Raw genomic sequence first — 17,368 nt, forward strand, 5'->3', positions numbered from 1 at the left:
ATGCTGCAATTATAGTGATGGGTTTCCGGGCGGGTAAGAGGCCGCCCGGCGGGGGATCAACTATCCTGGCCGATGTCCAGCTGGCGGATCTTGCCGTTCGCGTCCAGATGGAATTTGAAGTAGGTGTTGAAATTGCCCCAACGGTCGCTGTGAAAGCCGCCGTACACGTCCAGACCCTGGTTTTCCACCCGGTCTATGCTGGTGAAGTGCTCGTGCCCCATCGCGTGTTCGCTGAATTTGTGGAAATTGGCTGGCAGTCCATCATCCGTCAGTGTCGCGTCGGTGTTGAACTGCGCCATCCAGTTGGCGTGGTCGCCATGTTGCAATGCCTCTATCGCCAGTCGCACAGCCGGCTGGGTGAGTATGTCCAGATTCATGAGGGTTCTCCTTGGTGCAATGCTTCCCGCTCGTCTCGATCTTCCTGGCAAAGGCCGCGCGCATGGCGATATCGCCTTGTTGTCATCGCGGCGGAAGAGTCGAAAACAGGAGCAGTCCCGATAACTTGCAACGTTAAAGCCCTGCTCGCGCTGTCTGGAACGGCGCGGCAGAAGGTTCCGTCAGCCTGATGGTGGAGGACGGCAGGCGTGGCGAGAAAGGCCATGCTGGTGGCGAATGCCACAGTACGCTATAGCCAACGCGCGGGGGGATTGCAATCAGCGGCTTGACCATTGTCGTGCCCGGGCGGGTGGTTTGCCGCTACAATGGCGCCTCGTTGAATAGACACCAACCTGTTACTGGATTTTTATGTTGCGCATTTCCGAACTCAAGCTGCCGCTGGACCATACTCCTGAGGCGCTGGCCGATGCCGTCGCCGGCTTTTTGAAAGCGCCGGCGGACGACGTTCGCGGCTTCACCGTGTTCAAACGCAGTTACGACGCCCGCAAGGGCGTGATGAGCTTGGTCTACATCATCGACGTGGATGTGGCCAATGAGGACAAGCTGTTCGCCCGTTTCAAGGGCGACCGCCGGGTGATGCCCACTCCGGACACCAATTATTACTATGTCGGCCAGGCGCCGGCAGAGCTGAAGCAGCGTCCGGTGGTGGTGGGCTTTGGCCCCTGCGGCATTTTCGCGGCGCTGATCCTGGCCCAGATGGGTTTCAGGCCCATCGTGCTGGAGCGCGGCAAGGAAGTGCGCCAGCGCACCAAGGACACCTGGGGCCTGTGGCGCAAGAGCGAGCTGAATACCGAGTCCAATGTGCAGTACGGCGAGGGCGGCGCCGGCACCTTCTCCGACGGCAAGCTGTACAGCCAGATCAAGGACCCGCGCCATTTGGGCCGCAAGGTGCTGACCGAGTTCGTCAAGGCCGGCGCGCCGGAGGAAATCCTTTACCTGGCCCGCCCGCACATCGGCACTTTCCGCCTAGTCTCCATGGTGGAGAACATGCGCGCCGAAATCATCGAGCTGGGCGGCGAAATCCGTTTCGAACAGCGCGTGGATGACCTGATTCTGGACGGCGACCGCGTGCGCGGCGTCAAGCTGGCTGACGGCGGCGAAGTGCTGAGCGACCACGTGGTGTTGGCGCTGGGCCACAGCGCGCGCGACACCTTTCAGATGCTGGAGAAGCGCGGCGTGTACATGGAGGCCAAGCCGTTCTCGGTAGGCGTCCGCATCGAGCACCCGCAGTCGCTGATCGACGCGGCGCGCTGGGGCAAGTACGCCGGCCATCCGCTATTGGGCGCGGCGGACTACAAGCTGGTGCACCACGCCGGCAATGGCCGCGCGGTGTACAGCTTCTGCATGTGCCCGGGCGGCACCGTGGTGGCGGCCACTTCGGAAGAGAAGCGCGTGGTCACCAACGGCATGAGCCAGTATTCGCGCAACGAGCGCAACGCCAACTCCGGCTTCGTGGTCAGCATTTCGCCCGAGGTCGACTACCCGGGCGGCCCGCTGGCCGGCCTGGACTTCCAGCGCGAGCTGGAAAGCAAGGCATATGAATTGGGCGGCGGCGATTACTTCGCGCCGGCGCAGTTGTTGGGCGATTTCATGGCCGGCAAGGCATCCACCCAGCTGGGCGAGGTGGAGCCGTCGTACAAGCCGGGCGTGACCATGACCGATCTCGCGCGCATCCTGCCCGACTTCTGCGTGGAGGCGATGCGCGAGGCGATTCCGCATTTCGCCCGCCAGATCCGCGGCTACGATCTGCACGACGCGGTGCTGACCGGGCTGGAAACCCGTACCAGTTCGCCGCTGCGCATCACCCGCGGCGATGATGGCCAGAGCCTGAACGTCAAGGGCCTGTTCCCGGCGGGCGAGGGTGCGGGCTACGCTGGCGGCATTCTGTCGGCGGGCGTGGACGGCATCAAGGTGGCAGAGGCTGTGGCCAAGGCCATGCTGGGCCGATAAGACGTTTATCGTTCATGAGCCGCCGCGGCCCGTCAGCCGCGGCGGTTTTTTATTTGCGCATCCACAGAATGTTCATCTCGGCGTCAAACGCCTGGCATCCGGTTTTGGCAGGATGCCGGTTTCGCTCGGGAGAACAAAATGGATAGACGGAATTTCATCAAGACCGCGCTGGCGGGCAGCGGCGGCCTGCTGTTGGGGCCGGCCGCCCAGGCCGCGCCGGCGCTGATCACGCCGGACCGGCTGCGTCCGCAGGCAAGCTCCGGCATCCAGATCGGCGATGTGGGCGCTGACCGGGCGATAGTCTGGGCGCGCGCCGACCGCGCGGCGCGCATGCTGGTGGAGTGGGATGTCAGCGAGCGCTTTGCCAATCCCAGGAAGCTGCGCGGCCCCTGGGCCACCGAAGCCGCCGACTTCACCACCCGCATCGATCTGAGCGGCCTGCCGGCCGGCGAGCAGCTTTTCGTCCGCGTGTGCTATGAAGACGCCGCTTCGCCGCGGGCGCTGTCCGAGCCGCTGCTGGGCCGTTTCCGCACGGCATCGAGGCAGCCGCGCGACTTGCGCTTCGTCTGGTCCGGCGACACCGCCGGCCAGGGCTTCGGCATCAATCCGGATTGTGGCGGCATGCGCATCTATGAAACCATGCGCCGGCAGCAGCCGGATTTCTTCGTCCACTGCGGCGATACCATCTACGCCGACGGTCCGATGGCTGCCGAGATGACGGTGGAAGAGGGGAAAATATGGCGCAACCTGGTGACGCCTGAGGTAAGCAAGGTGGCGGAGACGCTGGACGAATACCGCGGCCGCTACCGCTACAACCTGATGGACCACAATGTGCGGCGCTTTGCCGCCGAGGTGCCGCAGATCTGGCAGTGGGACGACCACGAGGTGGTCAATAACTGGTCTGACAGCAAGAATCTGGCCGACGATGCCCGCTACCGCGAAAAGAGCATAGGCGTGCTGCAGGCCCGCGCCACGCGCGCCTTCATGGAGTACGCGCCGCTGCGCCATAACGGCGACCGCGAAAGCGAGCGGGTGTACCGCCATTTGCCGCAGGGGCCGCTGCTGGACGTGTTCGTGGTGGACATGCGCAGCTACCGCGACGCCAACGGCGCCAACCTGCAGGCCGAGGGCGAGCCGGGCGGCAGCTTCATGGGGCGGGAGCAGCTGCAATGGCTGCTGGAGGGGCTGAAGTCGTCGCGCGCGGTCTGGAAGGCGGTGATGGCGGACATGCCGCTGGCGCTGCAGGTGGGCGACGGCAAGAACGCCGACGGCAGCCCGCGCTGGGAAGCGATGGCCAATGGCGACCATGGACAGCCGCGCGGGCGCGAGCTGGAGCTGGCCTGGCTGCTGCGCGAGATCAAGCGGCATGATGTCCGCAACGTGGTCTGGTTCACCGCCGACGTCCATTACACCGCAGCCCACCATTACCATCCGGAGCGGGCGGCGTTCGCCGACTTCAATCCGTTCTGGGAGTTTGTGTCCGGTCCGCTCAATGCCGGCACCTTCGGGCCGAACGCGCTGGACATGAGTTTCGGCCCCAAGGTCGTATACCAGAAAGCCCCGCCCGCGCAGAACGCCTCGCCGCTGGCCGGGATGCAGTTTTTCGGCCAGGTGGACATCGATGCCCGCAGCCGGGCGATGACGGTGAGGCTGAAGGATGTGGCCGGGCAGACCCTGTTCTCGCAGGAGTTGCCGCCGGCCTGATCAGCGCAGGAGCCGCCGGCGCGTTCTCGCCGGCGGCCATACCTTAACGATATGCCTCGGCAAGCAAAGCTTAATGGCGACATTGACAGGGGCATTGTTCTGATCTAGATAAAATCATGATGTCACAATGACAATACCGCCGGTTTCACTTTCATCGATAACCGGCATCCGCGTCCGCAGCGATGCCTGCGCCGCGCTTTCTGCAATGGTATTCGTGGCCTGACTGTTCGATCCTGTCCGGGAGAAAGTCAATGGTGCGAATCGCGTCCCCCATCAGTGAAATCAAGGAACGTTACGAGGTTGTGGTGATCGGCTCCGGCTACGGCGGCGGCATCGCCGCGTCGCGGATGGCGCGGGCCGGCCGTTCCGTCTGCCTGCTGGAGCGGGGCCGGGAGATCATTCCCGGCGAGTACCCCGACACGCTGGCGGAGGCGACCGAGGAGTTCCAGGTCCACCATCCGGATGGCCACCTCGGCTCCCGCACCGGTCTTTACGATTTGCACGTCAACGCGCAGCAGAACGTGATCGTCGGCTGCGGCCTGGGCGGCACTTCGCTGATCAACGCCAATGTGTCGCTGCAGCCTGAGCCGCAGGTGTTCGAGGACCCGCGCTGGCCGGAGGGCGTGCGCGATCATGTGGACACGTTGTTGAAAGAGGGCTACGCGCGGGCGCAGCAGATGCTGAAGCCCACGCCTTATCCGGAAGCCGCGCCAGCGCTGCCCAAGCTGCAGGCCAACCAGAAGTCCGGCGAACGCATCCAGGCCAAGCACACGTTCTACCGGCCGCCGATCAACGTGACTTTCGAAAAGCTGCCGAATGATCTCAACCACGTCGGCGTCGAGCAGAAACCCTGTAATTATTGCGGCGACTGCGTGTCCGGCTGCAACAACCACGCCAAGAACACCACGCTGATGAACTATCTGCCGGACGCCTGTAATCATGGCGCGGAGATTTTCTGCCAGGCGTCGGTGCGCTATCTGGAGCGGGACGGCGACGGCTGGATCGTTCATTTTCAGTATGTCGGCACCGGGCGCGAAAAATTCGACGCGCCGACGCTGTTCGTCAAGGCGGACATCGTCATCCTGTCCGCGGGCACGCTCGGCTCCACCGAGATCCTGCTGCGTTCCCGCGCCGAAGGACTGGCCCTGTCCGACCAGTTGGGCATGCACATGAGCGGCAACGGCGACATCCTCGGCTTTGGCTACAACAACGGCGACAAGATCAACGGCATCGGCTTCGGCACGCACTCTGCCAAGGAGATCGGCCCGGTCGGCCCCTGTATCACCTCCATCATCGACATGCGCGACGAGAGCGGCTGGCGCCGGCGCATGGTGATAGAAGAAGGCTCCATTCCCGGCGCCATCGGCGGGGTGATGGTGCCGGCGATGGCCGCGGCGTCGGCCGAGCTGGGCCAGCCTTCGGAAACCGGCGCGCTGGCCAGGATCAAGTATGCGGCGCGAGAGGTGGAGAGCGCGCTGCGCGGGCCTTACCACGGCGCGATGAACCGGCTGCAGACCTATCTGATCATGAGCCACGACGACGGCGCCGGCCGGATGCTTCTGGATGACCACGACCAGCTGCGGCTGGACTGGCCGGACGTGGGCGAGCAACCCAACTTCAAGATCGGCAACGACAGGCTGCAGGAGGCCACTCGGGCGTTGGGCGGCATCTATGTGCGCAATCCGATCTGGACCGACCTGTTCAAGCACAGCCTGATCACCGTGCATCCGCTGGGCGGTTGCGTGATGGGCGAGGACGCCGGCCAGGGCGTGGTCAATCACAAGGGCCAGGCGTTTTGCGGAACGAGCGGGCGCGATGTCTATCCCGGCTTGTACGTGACTGACGGTTCGGTGATTCCCACCTCGCTGGCGGTCAATCCCTTGTTCACCATCTCTGCGGTCAGCGAACGGGCGATGGCCCTGCTGGCCGCGGACCGCGGCTGGAAGATCGACTACACGCTGCCGTCGGCGCCGAGCCGTGCGCCGCAGCCTCGGTCGGACAAGCCCGGCATCGAATTCACCGAGACGATGAAGGGCTTTTTCTCCACCGCCCATCGCCAGCCGGCGGGCACCGATCTGGCGGTCTACCAGGCGGCGGCCCAGGCCGGCAAGGACGCCGGCTCGACGATGGGTTTCACCGTCACGGTGGCGTCGGATGATCTGGACCGGTTGATTTCCGACCCCAGCCATCCGGCCACCATCGTCGGCACGCTGAACGCGCCGGCCTTGTCGGCGCTGCCGCTGACAGTCAGCCATGGCGTGTTCAACCTGTTCGAGGAATATCCGCAGCAGGTGGGCGAGCGCCACATGAATTACAAGATGCGCTTGAGCGCCGAGGATGGGTCTGAGTACTTCTTCAGCGCGTTCAAGTCGGTGCCCAGCGATCACGGCCCGCTCAAGATTTGGGCCGATACCAGCACCTTGTACGTGACGGTATACAAGGGCGTGGACGATGGCGGCGAGGTAGCCGGCAGCGGAGTGCTGCACATCGAGCCGGCGGACTTCGCGCGGCAGATGACCACGATGAAGGTGCTCAACGTCTCCAGCGAGGCGGAGCGGCTGAAGCAGCTTGCCCGCTTCGGCGAGTATTTCGCCGGCGTGCTGTGGGAGAGCTACGGCGGGGTGCTGGCGCCCAATGTCTACTTCAATCCGGACGCGCCGCCGCGCAAGAAGCGTCCGCTCAATGCCGGCGCGCCCGAGGTGGCGTTCTTCCCGACCGACGACGGCGTCAATCTGCGGCTCACTCGCTACAACGGCGGCGGCAAGGGACCGGTGATGCTGGTGCACGGCCTGGGCGTGGGGTCGAACATCTTCTCCACCGACACCATCTCCACCAATCTGCTGGAGTATCTGTACCAGCACGGCTACGACGTGTGGCTGCTGGACTTCCGCGTCAGCATTCTGCTGCCGGCCAGCCAGCAGCAGTGGGACGGCGACCAAGTGGCGCGCTACGACTATCCGGCGGCGATCCGGACGATACGCGAAGCCACCGGCGCGGCCGACGTGCAGTGCGTGGTGCACTGCTATGGAGCCACCACCTTCTTCATGTCCATGCTGGCCGGGCTGGAGGGGGTGAGGTCGGTGGTGTGCTCGCAGATCGCCGCCGACATCGTGGTGCCGGCCGCCACCCAGGTGAAGACAGGTCTGCATCTGCCGACGGTGCTGGACAAGCTGGGCGTGCAATCGTTGACTGCCTATACCGCGTCCGATTCCAACTGGTTCGAGAAGCTGTACGACACCGCGCTGAAGGGTTATGCGCTGGCGGAGGCGCAGGGCTATTGCAACAACCCGGTCTGCCACCGCATCACCTTCATGTACGCGCCGCTGTACCGTCACGAAACCCTGAACGAGACGCTGCACGACAATCTGCACGAGCTGTTCGGAGTGGCGAACATGCGCACCATGGAGCATCTGGCGCGGATGTGCCGCGAGGGACGGCTGGTGTCCTTCGACGGCGACGACATCTACATGCCGCACTTCGACCGGCTGCACATGCCCATCCTGTTCATCAGCGGCGGCCAGAACGAGTGCTATCTGCCGGAAAGCACCGAGCGCACCTTCGACAAGCTGGTGGCGCGTTTCGGGCCGGAGCGCTACAGCCGGCTGGTGGTGCCGGGCTACGGGCACATCGACTGCATGTTCGGCAAGAACGCGGCGGCCGACGTCTACCCGGCCATCGTCGCCCATCTGGACAAGACCGCAGGCGGCTGAGGCGAAAGCGCCGGGGCCGCTGTCCGGTCCCGGCCGCGCCTGGCCATTCGACGCCGTCTTCACAAGGACCTCCCCATGGACAAGACTCGTTGCGCGGAATGTGGCTTGCGCTGGTTCCAGCGCTTCATCTGGATCGGCATCGCCATCAATATGGTGTTCGCCATCCCGGCGTTGTTCTGGCCGGACTTCCTGAACAGCAGCTTCGGCCTGCCCAGCCAGGCGGTGTACCCGTGGCTGCAGAACGCCGGCATGCTGCTGGTGGGCGTCAGCCTGTTTTACGCGCCGGCCGGCGTCAACGCCGCGCGCTATCCGGTGTATTCCTGGCTGTGCGTGCTGTCCCGGCTGATCGCGGTGGTGTTCTGGATCTACCTGATCCAGACCTCCGGCTATCCGGACGCCTTCAAACCCTTGCTGTACTCCGACGCCGCGATGTTCGCGATCCTGGGCGCGCTGCTGTATGTCGGCCTGCCGGCGGAGCAGCGGCCGTGGCCATTGATCCGCGCCGGCCTGTGCGGCTTGTGGCGTTGCCTGGCCAAGTGCTTTTCCGGCGTCCGCCGCAAGATCGCCATCGTCGTGGTGCTGGTGTTGGCCTTTGTCGGCTATGAGGCCTGGGCCAATCTGCTGCGCGAGGTGCCGCAGCCGCCGCTGGCGTCCGACGTGGACCACTTCAAATACGCGGCGATAGGCCTGGGGCCGGACGCGCGCATCCCCTTGTACGTGTTCTCGGTGCTGCCTCAGGTGTGCGCGCAGCGCATGCCCAAGCTTGGCACTGGCTGGCAAGCCTTCGGCTTCATCTACGAGGGCGGGCATGATCTGCCGATCGGCTTGGCCAAGCGTCAGATTGGCTATCCGTCGGTGGAGCCCAATTGCGCGTTGTGTCATACCGGCATGTACCGCAAGAGCGCCGACGACGTGCCGGTGCCGGTGCCCACCGCGCCGGCGGCGCTGCTGGATCTGGAGTCGTTCCAGTGGTTCCTGTACGACTGCGCCGGCGATCCGGACTTCAACGCCAAAGTGATGAACGCTATCGAGCAGCATTACGAGCTGGGGCCGATAGAAAAGCTGTTCTACCGCTTTTTGATCGTGCCGGCCACGCGCCAGGCCTTCCTGAAGCAGAAGCAGCAGTACGCGTGGCAGAAGCTGCGGCCGCAGCAGGGGCCGGGGCGCACCGACACCTTCAATCCCACCAAGGTGGTGGTGTTCGGTTTCCCGGATGACTCCACCATCGGCACGGTAGACCTGCCGCAGATCTGGAACCAGAAGCCGCGCGAGTCGCTGTACCTGCACTGGGACGGCAACAACAACGACATCAAGGAGCGCAACTACGCGGCGGCGATGGCGGTGGGCGCGACCCCGCAGTCGGTGCTGCCGGCCGAGTTCAAGCGCGTGACCGACTGGTTGTTGACGCATCAGCCGCCCAAGTGGCCGTTCGGCGGACTGGACCAGGTGCGCGCGCATCGCGGCCAGGCGCTGTGGGAGAAGAATTGCGCCAGCTGCCACGATTTCGGCAAGGCTGATACCGGCCAGGTGACCGTGGGGCTGGACGAACTGGGCACCGACCCCTATCGCGTCAACTCCTTCACCGTGGGCCTGGTGGACAAGTTCCACGAATTCAAGAAGCCGCCGTTCGATTTCGGCGCCTACCGTAAGACGCAGAGCTACAGCAACACGCCGACCGATGGCATCTGGCTGCGCGCGCCGTATCTGCACAACGGCTCGGTGCCTACGCTGTGGGATCTGCTGCAGAAGCCCGACAAGCGGCCCAAGACGTTCTATCGGGGCTCCAGCGTGTTCGACACCCGCAACGTCGGCTTCATCGCCGCCGGGCCGGAGGTCAAAGGCGGAGGCTACTTCAAGTTCGACACCCGCCTGCCGGGCAACCACAACACCGGCCACGAGTATGGAACCAATCTGTCCGACAGCGAAAAGTGGGACTTGATCGAGTACATGAAAAACCTGTAGGCGGCGGCAGCCGTCCGCAGAGCGGAGGTGCGAGATGGATTTCAGCGATTGGAAGAACCGAGTTGAGTCTAGTCTGGCCGACGCCAGGCAGACGCTTGAGCAGAAGAAGCAGATCATGGATCGGCTGCAGCAGGTGCACCAGCAGGTGCGGGACGTGATCGACTCAGGCAGCACCTCCGCCAACGGCATTCCGTGGGAGCTGGCGCGGGGCTTGTCCATCCTGGACGACGTGCTGGACGGCAAGCCATTACCGACCACCGAGGACGAGCTGCCCACCCGGGTGATGGACGACGGCACCCTGCTGGGCTGCCGCAAGTGGGAACTGCTGGACCCGCTATGGGGCGAGGCGCTGGTGCAGTGGATCGCGCACCTGTGGGACTTCGCGCCATGGGGCGGCCAGCCCAGCCGGATCGCGATTCCGGACCAGACCAGTTTCGTCATCGCCGGCGACTGGGGAACTGGCGATTACATCGCGGCCAAGGTGGCTGCTGCGATGGGCAAGCAGGGCGCCGATTACACCATTCATTTGGGCGACGTCTATTACGCCGGCGTCGGCTCCGACGAAAGCAATGATCTTGCCGACTGGCCCGCCGGTGCCAAGGGGCAGTTCACCCTCAATTCCAATCATGAAATGTACAACGGCGCGCTTGGTTACTTCGGCGAGCTGTCGAATAAATTTCCGATGCAGCAGGGCACCAGCTATTTCAGCCTGCACAACCAGAACTGGTTGATTGTCGGCCTGGACAGCGCCTACCACTCGGACAAAATGAATCTGTACATGGACGGCGCGCTGGGAGACCTGCAGGCGGCGTGGCTGAAGCAGCTCGCCGCCGGATGGGACAAGAAGATCATGCTGCTGTCCCACCATCAGGGTTATGCCATGGATGGCTCGACCAAAACGCCGCTGTACCAGGAGGTGGCGGCCGCGCTGGGCCGCGATCCGGATTACTGGTACTGGGGGCATTTGCACAACGTTATCTGTTACCAGCCGCAGGGCAGGCTGCTGGCCCGCTGCGTCGGCCACGGCGCTATTCCGTACGGGCCGGCCAAGGCGCTGGACGGCAAACCGCAGGTGGCGTGGGCGGAGACGCGTTCAGCCGACGACAGCCAGTATCCGGAGCGGGTGCTGAACGGTTTCGTGAGACTGGAGTTGAATGGCGACGCGCTGACGGAAACCTTCTACGACGAAAACGGCTACCAGAGGTGGCCCGAGCATTAGCCGGCGAGCGGGTCAGCCGGGCTCGCTGACGGCGCGGCTGCCTTCTATTTCCAGCACCACGGTATGGGCCAGCGTTTTCAGATGCCTTTTCTCCTCCCCGGCCAGGCGCTTGGGTTTGGAGTCGATCAGGCATAGCGTGCCGATGGTGTGGCCGGACGACAGCTGCAGCGGCGCGCCGGCGTAGAAGCGGATGTTGGGATCGCCGGTAACCAGCGGATTGTCCGCGAAGCGGCAGTCGTCGCAGGCATTGGGGATCTCCAATATGTCGTCGCCGAGGATGGCATGCCCGCAAAAACTGATGTCGCGCGAGGTTTCGCTGGTGTCCAGCCCGCTGTGCGACTTGAACCACTGGCGATTGCTGTCCACCAAGCTGATCAGCGCGATCTTGACTGCGAAGCGGGAGCGGCAGTAGGCGGTGATCGCGTCGTAGCGTTCTTCCGGATCGGTATCCAGAATCAGCAACTCCTGCAGCACCCGGATGCGTTCGGCCTCATTGGTGGGAATGCCGGGGGGGTGCATGGCGGCCTCGTGGGATGAGGAATGATTTTTATTATAGTCCGCGCCATCAGGCTGCTAATGCCATTTACGGCGTCGCTTTTAATGTCTATAGCATAATTAATACTAAGTGGGATTAGAACTTACATGGATTTCATGCGTCTGTAATTTTGTTAGGGCGTTTGCTCTAGCATCGCGAGTTTCCCAACGACAAAGGAGATGCAGATGAACGATCAAATCCAAGCCGCGGATATCGAGCTGGATGCCTGGTTCCAGGAAGAAACCTTCGCCGAAGCGGTGGAAATGATGCAGGACAAGGCCGTCGTGCCGTTCGGCACCGCGCTGTGGCCGGTCTAATAGGGTATTAGCCGAATCCGTGTCTGACAACGGGGCCCTGGCCGCCCCGTTTTTTAGAGCCGCTAACAAAACTCCCGATCTGGCGTCGCGCTTCCTGGCCGCGCGAGCGGCACTGCTTGCGCCGGCGCGCCTTGGCCTGAAGTTTTATTGGCGGCTCCTGGGAGAAAGCTGAATGCGCATCACCGATGAGCAGGCGCGTAGCGTCCGCAATATGTATGCTTGCCTGGCCTTGCATCCGGCGGCCAGGAACAAGGCGGCTTCGGGAGAGGCCATCCGCTTATTGCTGGGATTCGACGCATTTCACGGCGAGGTTGCCGCGAGCATCGCCGAGGGCGCAGGCGAGGACATCGCCGCGGACATCCGTTTGGCGGAGCTGGAGAACGAGAGCGCGGATGCGCTGGCCTCTGAGATCGAACAATGCGATGTCTTCATTTTCCTGTACCGCTCGTCCACGTTGCCGTCTGTCGATCCGCGCGGTCCGGCCTTCCTGTTGCCGATCAAGCAAGCGATGCAGTCCCATTGGAAGAAATCCATCCTGTTCAAGGACTACGGGCCGCATTTTTACGAGGCGTTCTCCGAGCCGCGCGAACGGATGGCCGAGCGCAACCGCCGCCTGATCGCGCTGGCGGAGCAAGCCGGATCCGTGGCGTTCGAGCAGGAGGGCGGCGGATGGCTACGCGGCTCGATCCGGCCCGATCAAGCCTGGACCTCGATAGACGGCGACGGCAATGTCGACCTCGTTCCAGGAGAGATCGCCACTTCCATCGCTGATCTGCAGGGCGAGGTGCGCTTCAGCGGCGCCTTCCTCAGCACGATACCGTTCGCCGTGAAATACGGCGTGGTCCGCGATTTCGCCACGCTGCGCATTCGCGATAGCCGGGTGGCGGGCTTCAGTTGCGGCGACGCGCGCTTCTCGGCGGATTTCGACAAGTACCTGAGCGCCAACGCCGGCAACGCCGCGGTGGCGGAGTTCGGCATCGGCACCAATTGCGGTGTGAAGGGACTGTATGGTTTGAACGCCGGCTTCGAGGAGCGCCACCCAGGGCTGCATCTGGGCCTGGGCGGCGGCGAGCTGGGCAGCCATCACCTGGACTTGATCTTTTCAGGCGGCCGGCTGCGTTTCGGCGACAAGGTCTTCTTCGACAGCGGCTTCTCGATCTAGCTGAATACCGCGGTGAAGTCGTCGGGGATGTTCAGCCGGTACTCTCCATCCGCCAGGACGAAATAACAGTTCAGCTGGTTAGCGGCCTGGTCCGCGTCGGTGTCCAGCACGTCGCCGGGAACCTGTATGGTGTCGAAGACGATCACGCCGGAGTTGACGGTCTGGCCGGGCGGCACGTCGAAGGCGTGGCCAGGCGCGTCGGGGACGACGCGAATGGTGACGGCGGTGTTGTTGGTGATCGGGCAGTTGTTCAGAGCGAGCGGCATGGCAGCCTCCTGCGAGCGTTCCGGCGCGGGAGCCGCGCCAGCATGCCGATAGGTACGGCCGCTACGGACAGGCGTGAAGCCCGTCTGCCATTCTCAGCCCGGGTCCAGCCGGCAGGCCTTGCCGGTGCCGGCGAAGCCGCCGTACAGCTTCATCTGGTCCGGCGTCTTGCGGGAAATGAAGAAACTGTCCGGCAGCGATTTGCCGGCCAGCGGCTTGGGCCAGGTCAGCAGGCCTTTCTCGTCCATATAACCCTTGAAGCTCTCGCCGCCGCGGAACACTTCCACCGTCTGGGTGCGGCGGTCGAAGCTGAACCGAATCTGATCGTCGCAGTGGTAGCTGGCCTGGATGCGTTGCGGCGGCTGGCAGCCGCTCAGCGCGGCCAGCAGCAGGCAGGCGGCGGACAGACGGAAGAGGGTGGGCATGGCTTGAAACTTTCTACAGGGAGAACCGGGGGCACACTATACCATGCGCGGGCATGGCGTTCCGGCCTGGGGCCGCCGCGCGGCCGCCAGCCTTGCTGGTGGATTGCCTGAGCGGGCGTGATGTTATTTATTTAGGGTATTTACTTTATTTTTACAGTAAACCATCTGGAAACATTCAGGCTTTGACCATTATCTTGCGGGTTCCGGTCGGACAATCGGCAGCAGGAATATAAAAACACGCCGATTGCATACCTTCGCTTACAAAGGAGAACCCATGGAGGAGTTGGTCAACGCCATCAATGGCGTGGTCTGGAGCCCGGCGCTGATTTACCTGTGCCTGGGCGTGGGCCTGTATTTCTCGCTGCGCACCCGTTTTCTGCAATTGAGGCATTTCAAGGAAATGCTGCGCCTGATGTTCAACCGCCAGAGCAGCAGCGCCGGCGTGTCGTCGTTCCAGGCGCTGGCGATGACGCTGGCGGGGCGGGTGGGCACCGGCAATATCGCCGGGGTGGCCACCGCCATCACCTTCGGCGGGCCGGGCGCGATGTTCTGGATGTGGCTGGTGGCCTTTCTCGGCGCCAGCTCCGCCTTCGTCGAGTCCACGCTGGGCCAGGTGTACAAGGAGAAGATAGACGGCCAGTACCGCGGCGGCCCGGCGTTCTACATCGAGAAGGGGCTGGGCATGAAGTGGTATGCTTGGCTGTTCGCCATCACCACGGTGGTGGCCACCGGCGTGCTGCTGCCCGGCATCCAGGCCAATTCCATCGCCAATTCGATGCAGTCGGCCTTCGGCGTCGCGCCCACGGTGACAGCCGCCGTGCTGGCCATCATGCTGGGCTTCATCATCTTCGGCGGCGTCAAGCGCATCGCGGTGTTCGCCGGCGCGGTGGTGCCCTTCATGGCCTTGGGTTACATCATCGTCGCCTGCGTGGTGATCGCGCTGAATATCGAGCAGCTGCCGGGCGTGCTGGCGCTGATCTTCAAGAGCGCCTTCGGCATGGAGGCCGGCATGGGCGCGGTGCTGGGCTTCGCCATCCAGTGGGGCGTGAAGCGCGGCATCTATTCCAACGAGGCCGGCCAGGGCACCGGTCCGCACGCGTCCAGCGCCGCGGTGGTCAGCCATCCGGCCAAGCAGGGCCTGGTGCAGGCGTTCTCGGTTTACATCGACACCCTGTTCGTCTGCTCCGCCACGGCTTTCATGCTGCTGATCACCGGCCAGTACAATGTGCAGGGGCCGGACGGCGAGGCCTTGTACACCGGCATCGCCGGGGTCGCGGCGGGGCCGGGCTATGTGCAGACCGCGATGGAAAGCATCATGCCCGGCTTCGGCTCGGTGTTTGTCGCGCTGGCGCTGTTCTTCTTCGCCTTCACCACCATCATCGCCTACTACTACATCGCCGAGACCAACATCGCCTTCATCAACCGCAAGGCGCGGCGGCCGTGGCTGGTGTTCGCGCTGAAGGTGGGCCTGATGGCGGCCACCGTCTACGGCACGGTGAAGACCGCCGATCTGGCCTGGGGCCTGGGTGATATCGGCGTCGGCCTGATGGCCTGGCTGAACATTGTCGCCATCATCCTGATGCAGAAGCCGGCGCTGGCCTGCCTGCGCGATTACGAGGCGCAGAAGGCGCAAGGCGTGGACCCGGTGTTCCACCCGGAAAAGCTGGGCATCGTCAACGCCGCCTACTGGGCAGGCCGCCGCGCCGAGAGCAATCTGGACGAGGAGTCGAGCGGCCCGCCGCCAGGCGGCAAGCCGGAACCGGCCAAAGCCGGTTGATTCACGCGACGCCCGCTCACGCGGGCGTTTTTGCATCGTTCCGGCAATCGGGCATGGGGTTTGCTTTTACTTCCCGCAGACCCATTCTTTGAATGAGACCATGGATCCGTCCGCTCCCTTGAGGCTGTTGCTGGTCAACGATACCGACCGGCCGATGCGGCAGCTGCGCGACGCCTTCGCCGACGCCGGCTACCTGGTCATCGCCCAGGCCGACGGCGCGGCCGAGCTGCTGCGGCTGGCGGAGTCGGAGCGGCCGGACATCATCATCGTCGATACCGAATCGCCGACGCGCGACACACTGGAGCAGCTCGCGCTGATGGAGCGGTCCGCGCCGCGCCCGGTGGTGATGTTCGCCGAACACGGCGGGATGGCCGCCATCCAGGCCGCGGTGCGCGCCGGGGTCACCGCCTACATCGTCGATCACGTCTCCGCCGAGCGGCTGGCGCCCATCATCGACATGGCTAGGGTCAAGTTCGAGGAAGACGCCGCGCTGAAGCGCAAGCTGGCCGACATGGAGCGGCAGCTGGCGGAGCGCAAGCTGATCGAGCGGGCCAAGGGCATCCTGATGCGCCGGCGGCAGCTTGGCGAAGAAGAGGCTTACGCGCTGCTGCGCGGCCAGGCGATGAGGTCGGGTCTGCGCCTGGCCGACCTGGCTCTTCAACTGATCCACGCCAGCGAACTGCTGGATTGAGAGGCCGCGATGCATGCAGATTATCCCGAAGACAATAGCCTGGCGCGGGTCCGCGTCGGCTTCCTGCCGCTGACCGATTGCGCGCCGCTGGCGGTCGCCTGCCGGCTGGGGCTGGACCGCATGAACGGCCTGGCGCTGCAGCCGCTGCGGCAGCCATCCTGGGCGGCATTGCGCGACCGCCTGCTGGCCGGGCAGCTGGACGCCGCCCACGCGCTGCACGGCCTGGCCTGCGGCATGCAGCTGGGCCTGGGCGGACCGCAATGCGATATGACGGCGCTGATGACGCTGAACCGCAACGGCCAGGGCATCAGCCTGAGCCCGGGCCTGGCGGCGCAGCGGCGCGACGGCGCCAGCCTGGCCGACATCGCCCGCCGGTTGGGCCGCCCCTTGCGTTTGGCGCACACTTTTCCCGCCGGCACCCACGCGATGTGGCTGTATTACTGGCTGGCGGCCCAGGATGTGCATCCCTTGCGCGACGCGCGTTGCGTGGTCATCCCGCCGGCCCAGATGGGCGCGGCGATGCGGACGGGCGCGCTGGACGGCTATTGCGCGGGCCAGCCCTGGCACGCGGTTACGGAAGAGCAGGGCAGCGCCTGCCTGGTGGCCGACAGCGCGGCCATCTGGCCGGAGCATCCGGAAAAGGCGCTGATCTGCCGCCGCGAGCTGGCCGACCGGCAGCCCCAGCTGGCTTCGGCGCTGATCGAGACGCTGCTGCTGGCCTGCCATTGGCTGGACCAGCCGGACAATCAGGAGCAGGCGGCGGCCTGGCTGGCGGAGGATGCCTGGCTGGGCGTGCCGGCGGAAACCATCCTGCGGCATTGGCGCGCGCATCCCTTGCAGGCCGCGCCGCTGCGCTTCTTCGACGAGGGGCGGGTCAACTTCCCCGATCCGGCCGATACGCTGTGGTTTCTGCGCCAATACCGTCGCTGGGGGCTGTGGCGGGGCGATGGCGACCGGGATATCGCCCAGGCGCTTTGCGGGACGGCGCTGTACCGCCAGGCGGCGGAGCGCTGCGGCGTCGCCTTGCCAGAATCCGGCCGGCGTCCCGCCCTGTTGATGGACGGGCAGGCGTGGCCGCCGCCCAAAACCGGTGCGGATTTGGCGGAAACGCACTGATGCGGTGCAGCAAAAACGGCGAAATCCGCTAAAGCCGGGGTTTTCAGGCTGGCACGCGATTTGCGTTCTTGATCCCGGACGGCGCAACGGCGCGCCGCCGGACACATTCGGGCAAACGCCAACGTAGGTGATTGCCACTA

General features: G+C 64.5%; 14 protein-coding genes. 10 read left to right on the plus strand and 4 right to left on the minus strand.

What is annotated here, in order from left to right:
• Window positions 1-56: 56 nt before the first annotated feature.
• Complete coding sequence (locus LQR33_RS10620) at window positions 57-377, minus strand: hypothetical protein (RefSeq protein WP_021477840.1); 321 nt, start codon at window positions 375-377, stop codon at window positions 57-59.
• 367 nt (window positions 378-744) lie between these two features.
• On the opposite strand from LQR33_RS10620, the gene LQR33_RS10625 reads away from it, so the two are divergent.
• From LQR33_RS10625 to LQR33_RS10645, 5 genes are all read left to right on the plus strand, one after another.
• Window positions 745-2,346, plus strand: a complete 1,602-nt coding sequence (locus tag LQR33_RS10625) for an NAD(P)/FAD-dependent oxidoreductase (protein ID WP_231468850.1) — start codon at window positions 745-747, stop codon at window positions 2,344-2,346.
• 138 nt (window positions 2,347-2,484) lie between these two features.
• Complete coding sequence (locus tag LQR33_RS10630) at window positions 2,485-4,050, plus strand: alkaline phosphatase D family protein (RefSeq protein WP_231468852.1); 1,566 nt, start codon at window positions 2,485-2,487, stop codon at window positions 4,048-4,050.
• A gap of 251 nt (window positions 4,051-4,301) precedes the next feature.
• Window positions 4,302-7,760, plus strand: a complete 3,459-nt coding sequence (locus LQR33_RS10635) for a GMC family oxidoreductase N-terminal domain-containing protein (RefSeq protein ID WP_231468853.1) — start codon at window positions 4,302-4,304, stop codon at window positions 7,758-7,760.
• A 75-nt stretch (window positions 7,761-7,835) separates the two neighbouring features.
• Entirely contained in the window at window positions 7,836-9,722 is a 1,887-nt protein-coding gene (locus LQR33_RS10640; protein ID WP_166440609.1) for a c-type cytochrome, read from the plus strand.
• 34 nt (window positions 9,723-9,756) lie between these two features.
• Window positions 9,757-10,941: a metallophosphoesterase family protein gene (locus LQR33_RS10645; RefSeq protein ID WP_231468855.1), complete on the plus strand. Its 1,185-nt coding sequence runs from the start codon at window positions 9,757-9,759 to the stop codon at window positions 10,939-10,941.
• Between the two features lie 12 nt (window positions 10,942-10,953).
• Here the strand turns inward: LQR33_RS10645 and LQR33_RS10650 are convergent, their stop codons facing one another.
• The gene (locus tag LQR33_RS10650; protein WP_231468857.1) at window positions 10,954-11,460 is read right to left on the minus strand and encodes a GAF domain-containing protein; all 507 of its coding nucleotides are present in this window, start codon (window positions 11,458-11,460) and stop codon (window positions 10,954-10,956) included.
• A 201-nt stretch (window positions 11,461-11,661) separates the two neighbouring features.
• Here LQR33_RS10650 and LQR33_RS24215 point away from each other — a divergent pair, with 201 nt between their 5' ends.
• Both LQR33_RS24215 and LQR33_RS10655 read left to right on the plus strand, forming a co-directional pair.
• Window positions 11,662-11,793 (plus strand): hypothetical protein, encoded by a 132-nt coding sequence (locus tag LQR33_RS24215; RefSeq protein ID WP_260454806.1) that lies wholly within the window; start codon window positions 11,662-11,664, stop codon window positions 11,791-11,793.
• 172 nt (window positions 11,794-11,965) lie between these two features.
• Entirely contained in the window at window positions 11,966-12,955 is a 990-nt protein-coding gene (locus LQR33_RS10655; protein ID WP_221665015.1) for a hypothetical protein, read from the plus strand.
• Here LQR33_RS10655 and LQR33_RS10660 read toward each other — a convergent pair.
• Window positions 12,952-13,221 (minus strand): hypothetical protein, encoded by a 270-nt coding sequence (locus LQR33_RS10660; protein ID WP_231468859.1) that lies wholly within the window; start codon window positions 13,219-13,221, stop codon window positions 12,952-12,954. The genes LQR33_RS10655 and LQR33_RS10660 overlap by 4 nt on opposite strands.
• A 93-nt stretch (window positions 13,222-13,314) precedes the next feature.
• Window positions 13,315-13,644, minus strand: a complete 330-nt coding sequence (locus tag LQR33_RS10665; RefSeq protein ID WP_070978225.1) for a hypothetical protein — start codon at window positions 13,642-13,644, stop codon at window positions 13,315-13,317.
• A gap of 274 nt (window positions 13,645-13,918) precedes the next feature.
• On the opposite strand from LQR33_RS10665, the gene LQR33_RS10670 reads away from it, so the two are divergent.
• The 3 genes from LQR33_RS10670 (at window position 13,919) to LQR33_RS10680 (ending at window position 17,228) form a co-directional block, all read left to right on the plus strand.
• Window positions 13,919-15,421 carry an alanine/glycine:cation symporter family protein gene (locus tag LQR33_RS10670; protein ID WP_231468861.1) on the plus strand — a complete coding sequence of 501 codons (1,503 nt, stop codon included), beginning with the start codon at window positions 13,919-13,921 and terminating at the stop codon, window positions 15,419-15,421.
• Window positions 15,422-15,521: 100 nt separating this feature from the next.
• Window positions 15,522-16,112, plus strand: coding sequence for an ANTAR domain-containing response regulator (locus LQR33_RS10675; protein ID WP_221667637.1), 591 nt, complete (start codon window positions 15,522-15,524; stop codon window positions 16,110-16,112).
• 9 nt (window positions 16,113-16,121) lie between these two features.
• Window positions 16,122-17,228 (plus strand): CmpA/NrtA family ABC transporter substrate-binding protein, encoded by a 1,107-nt coding sequence (locus tag LQR33_RS10680; RefSeq protein WP_166440602.1) that lies wholly within the window; start codon window positions 16,122-16,124, stop codon window positions 17,226-17,228.
• The last annotated feature ends 140 nt before the right edge of the window (window positions 17,229-17,368 follow it).

This window comes from Chromobacterium piscinae (assembly GCF_021129175.1).
Taxonomy (GTDB): domain Bacteria; phylum Pseudomonadota; class Gammaproteobacteria; order Burkholderiales; family Chromobacteriaceae; genus Chromobacterium; species Chromobacterium piscinae.

Bases quoted from the DNA above. Each gene is read 5' to 3' on its own strand.
- LQR33_RS10620 (WP_021477840.1), bottom strand. From the start codon at position 377: ATGAATCTGGACATACTCACCCAGCCGGCTGTGCGACTGGCGATAGAG.
- LQR33_RS10625 (WP_231468850.1), top strand. From the start codon at position 745: ATGTTGCGCATTTCCGAACTCAAGCTGCCGCTGGACCATACTCCTGAG.
- LQR33_RS10630 (WP_231468852.1), top strand. From the start codon at position 2,485: ATGGATAGACGGAATTTCATCAAGACCGCGCTGGCGGGCAGCGGCGGC.
- LQR33_RS10635 (WP_231468853.1), top strand. From the start codon at position 4,302: ATGGTGCGAATCGCGTCCCCCATCAGTGAAATCAAGGAACGTTACGAG.
- LQR33_RS10640 (WP_166440609.1), top strand. From the start codon at position 7,836: ATGGACAAGACTCGTTGCGCGGAATGTGGCTTGCGCTGGTTCCAGCGC.
- LQR33_RS10645 (WP_231468855.1), top strand. From the start codon at position 9,757: ATGGATTTCAGCGATTGGAAGAACCGAGTTGAGTCTAGTCTGGCCGAC.
- LQR33_RS10650 (WP_231468857.1), bottom strand. From the start codon at position 11,460: ATGCACCCCCCCGGCATTCCCACCAATGAGGCCGAACGCATCCGGGTG.
- LQR33_RS24215 (WP_260454806.1), top strand. From the start codon at position 11,662: ATGAACGATCAAATCCAAGCCGCGGATATCGAGCTGGATGCCTGGTTC.
- LQR33_RS10655 (WP_221665015.1), top strand. From the start codon at position 11,966: ATGCGCATCACCGATGAGCAGGCGCGTAGCGTCCGCAATATGTATGCT.
- LQR33_RS10660 (WP_231468859.1), bottom strand. From the start codon at position 13,221: ATGCCGCTCGCTCTGAACAACTGCCCGATCACCAACAACACCGCCGTC.
- LQR33_RS10665 (WP_070978225.1), bottom strand. From the start codon at position 13,644: ATGCCCACCCTCTTCCGTCTGTCCGCCGCCTGCCTGCTGCTGGCCGCG.
- LQR33_RS10670 (WP_231468861.1), top strand. From the start codon at position 13,919: ATGGAGGAGTTGGTCAACGCCATCAATGGCGTGGTCTGGAGCCCGGCG.
- LQR33_RS10675 (WP_221667637.1), top strand. From the start codon at position 15,522: ATGGATCCGTCCGCTCCCTTGAGGCTGTTGCTGGTCAACGATACCGAC.
- LQR33_RS10680 (WP_166440602.1), top strand. From the start codon at position 16,122: ATGCATGCAGATTATCCCGAAGACAATAGCCTGGCGCGGGTCCGCGTC.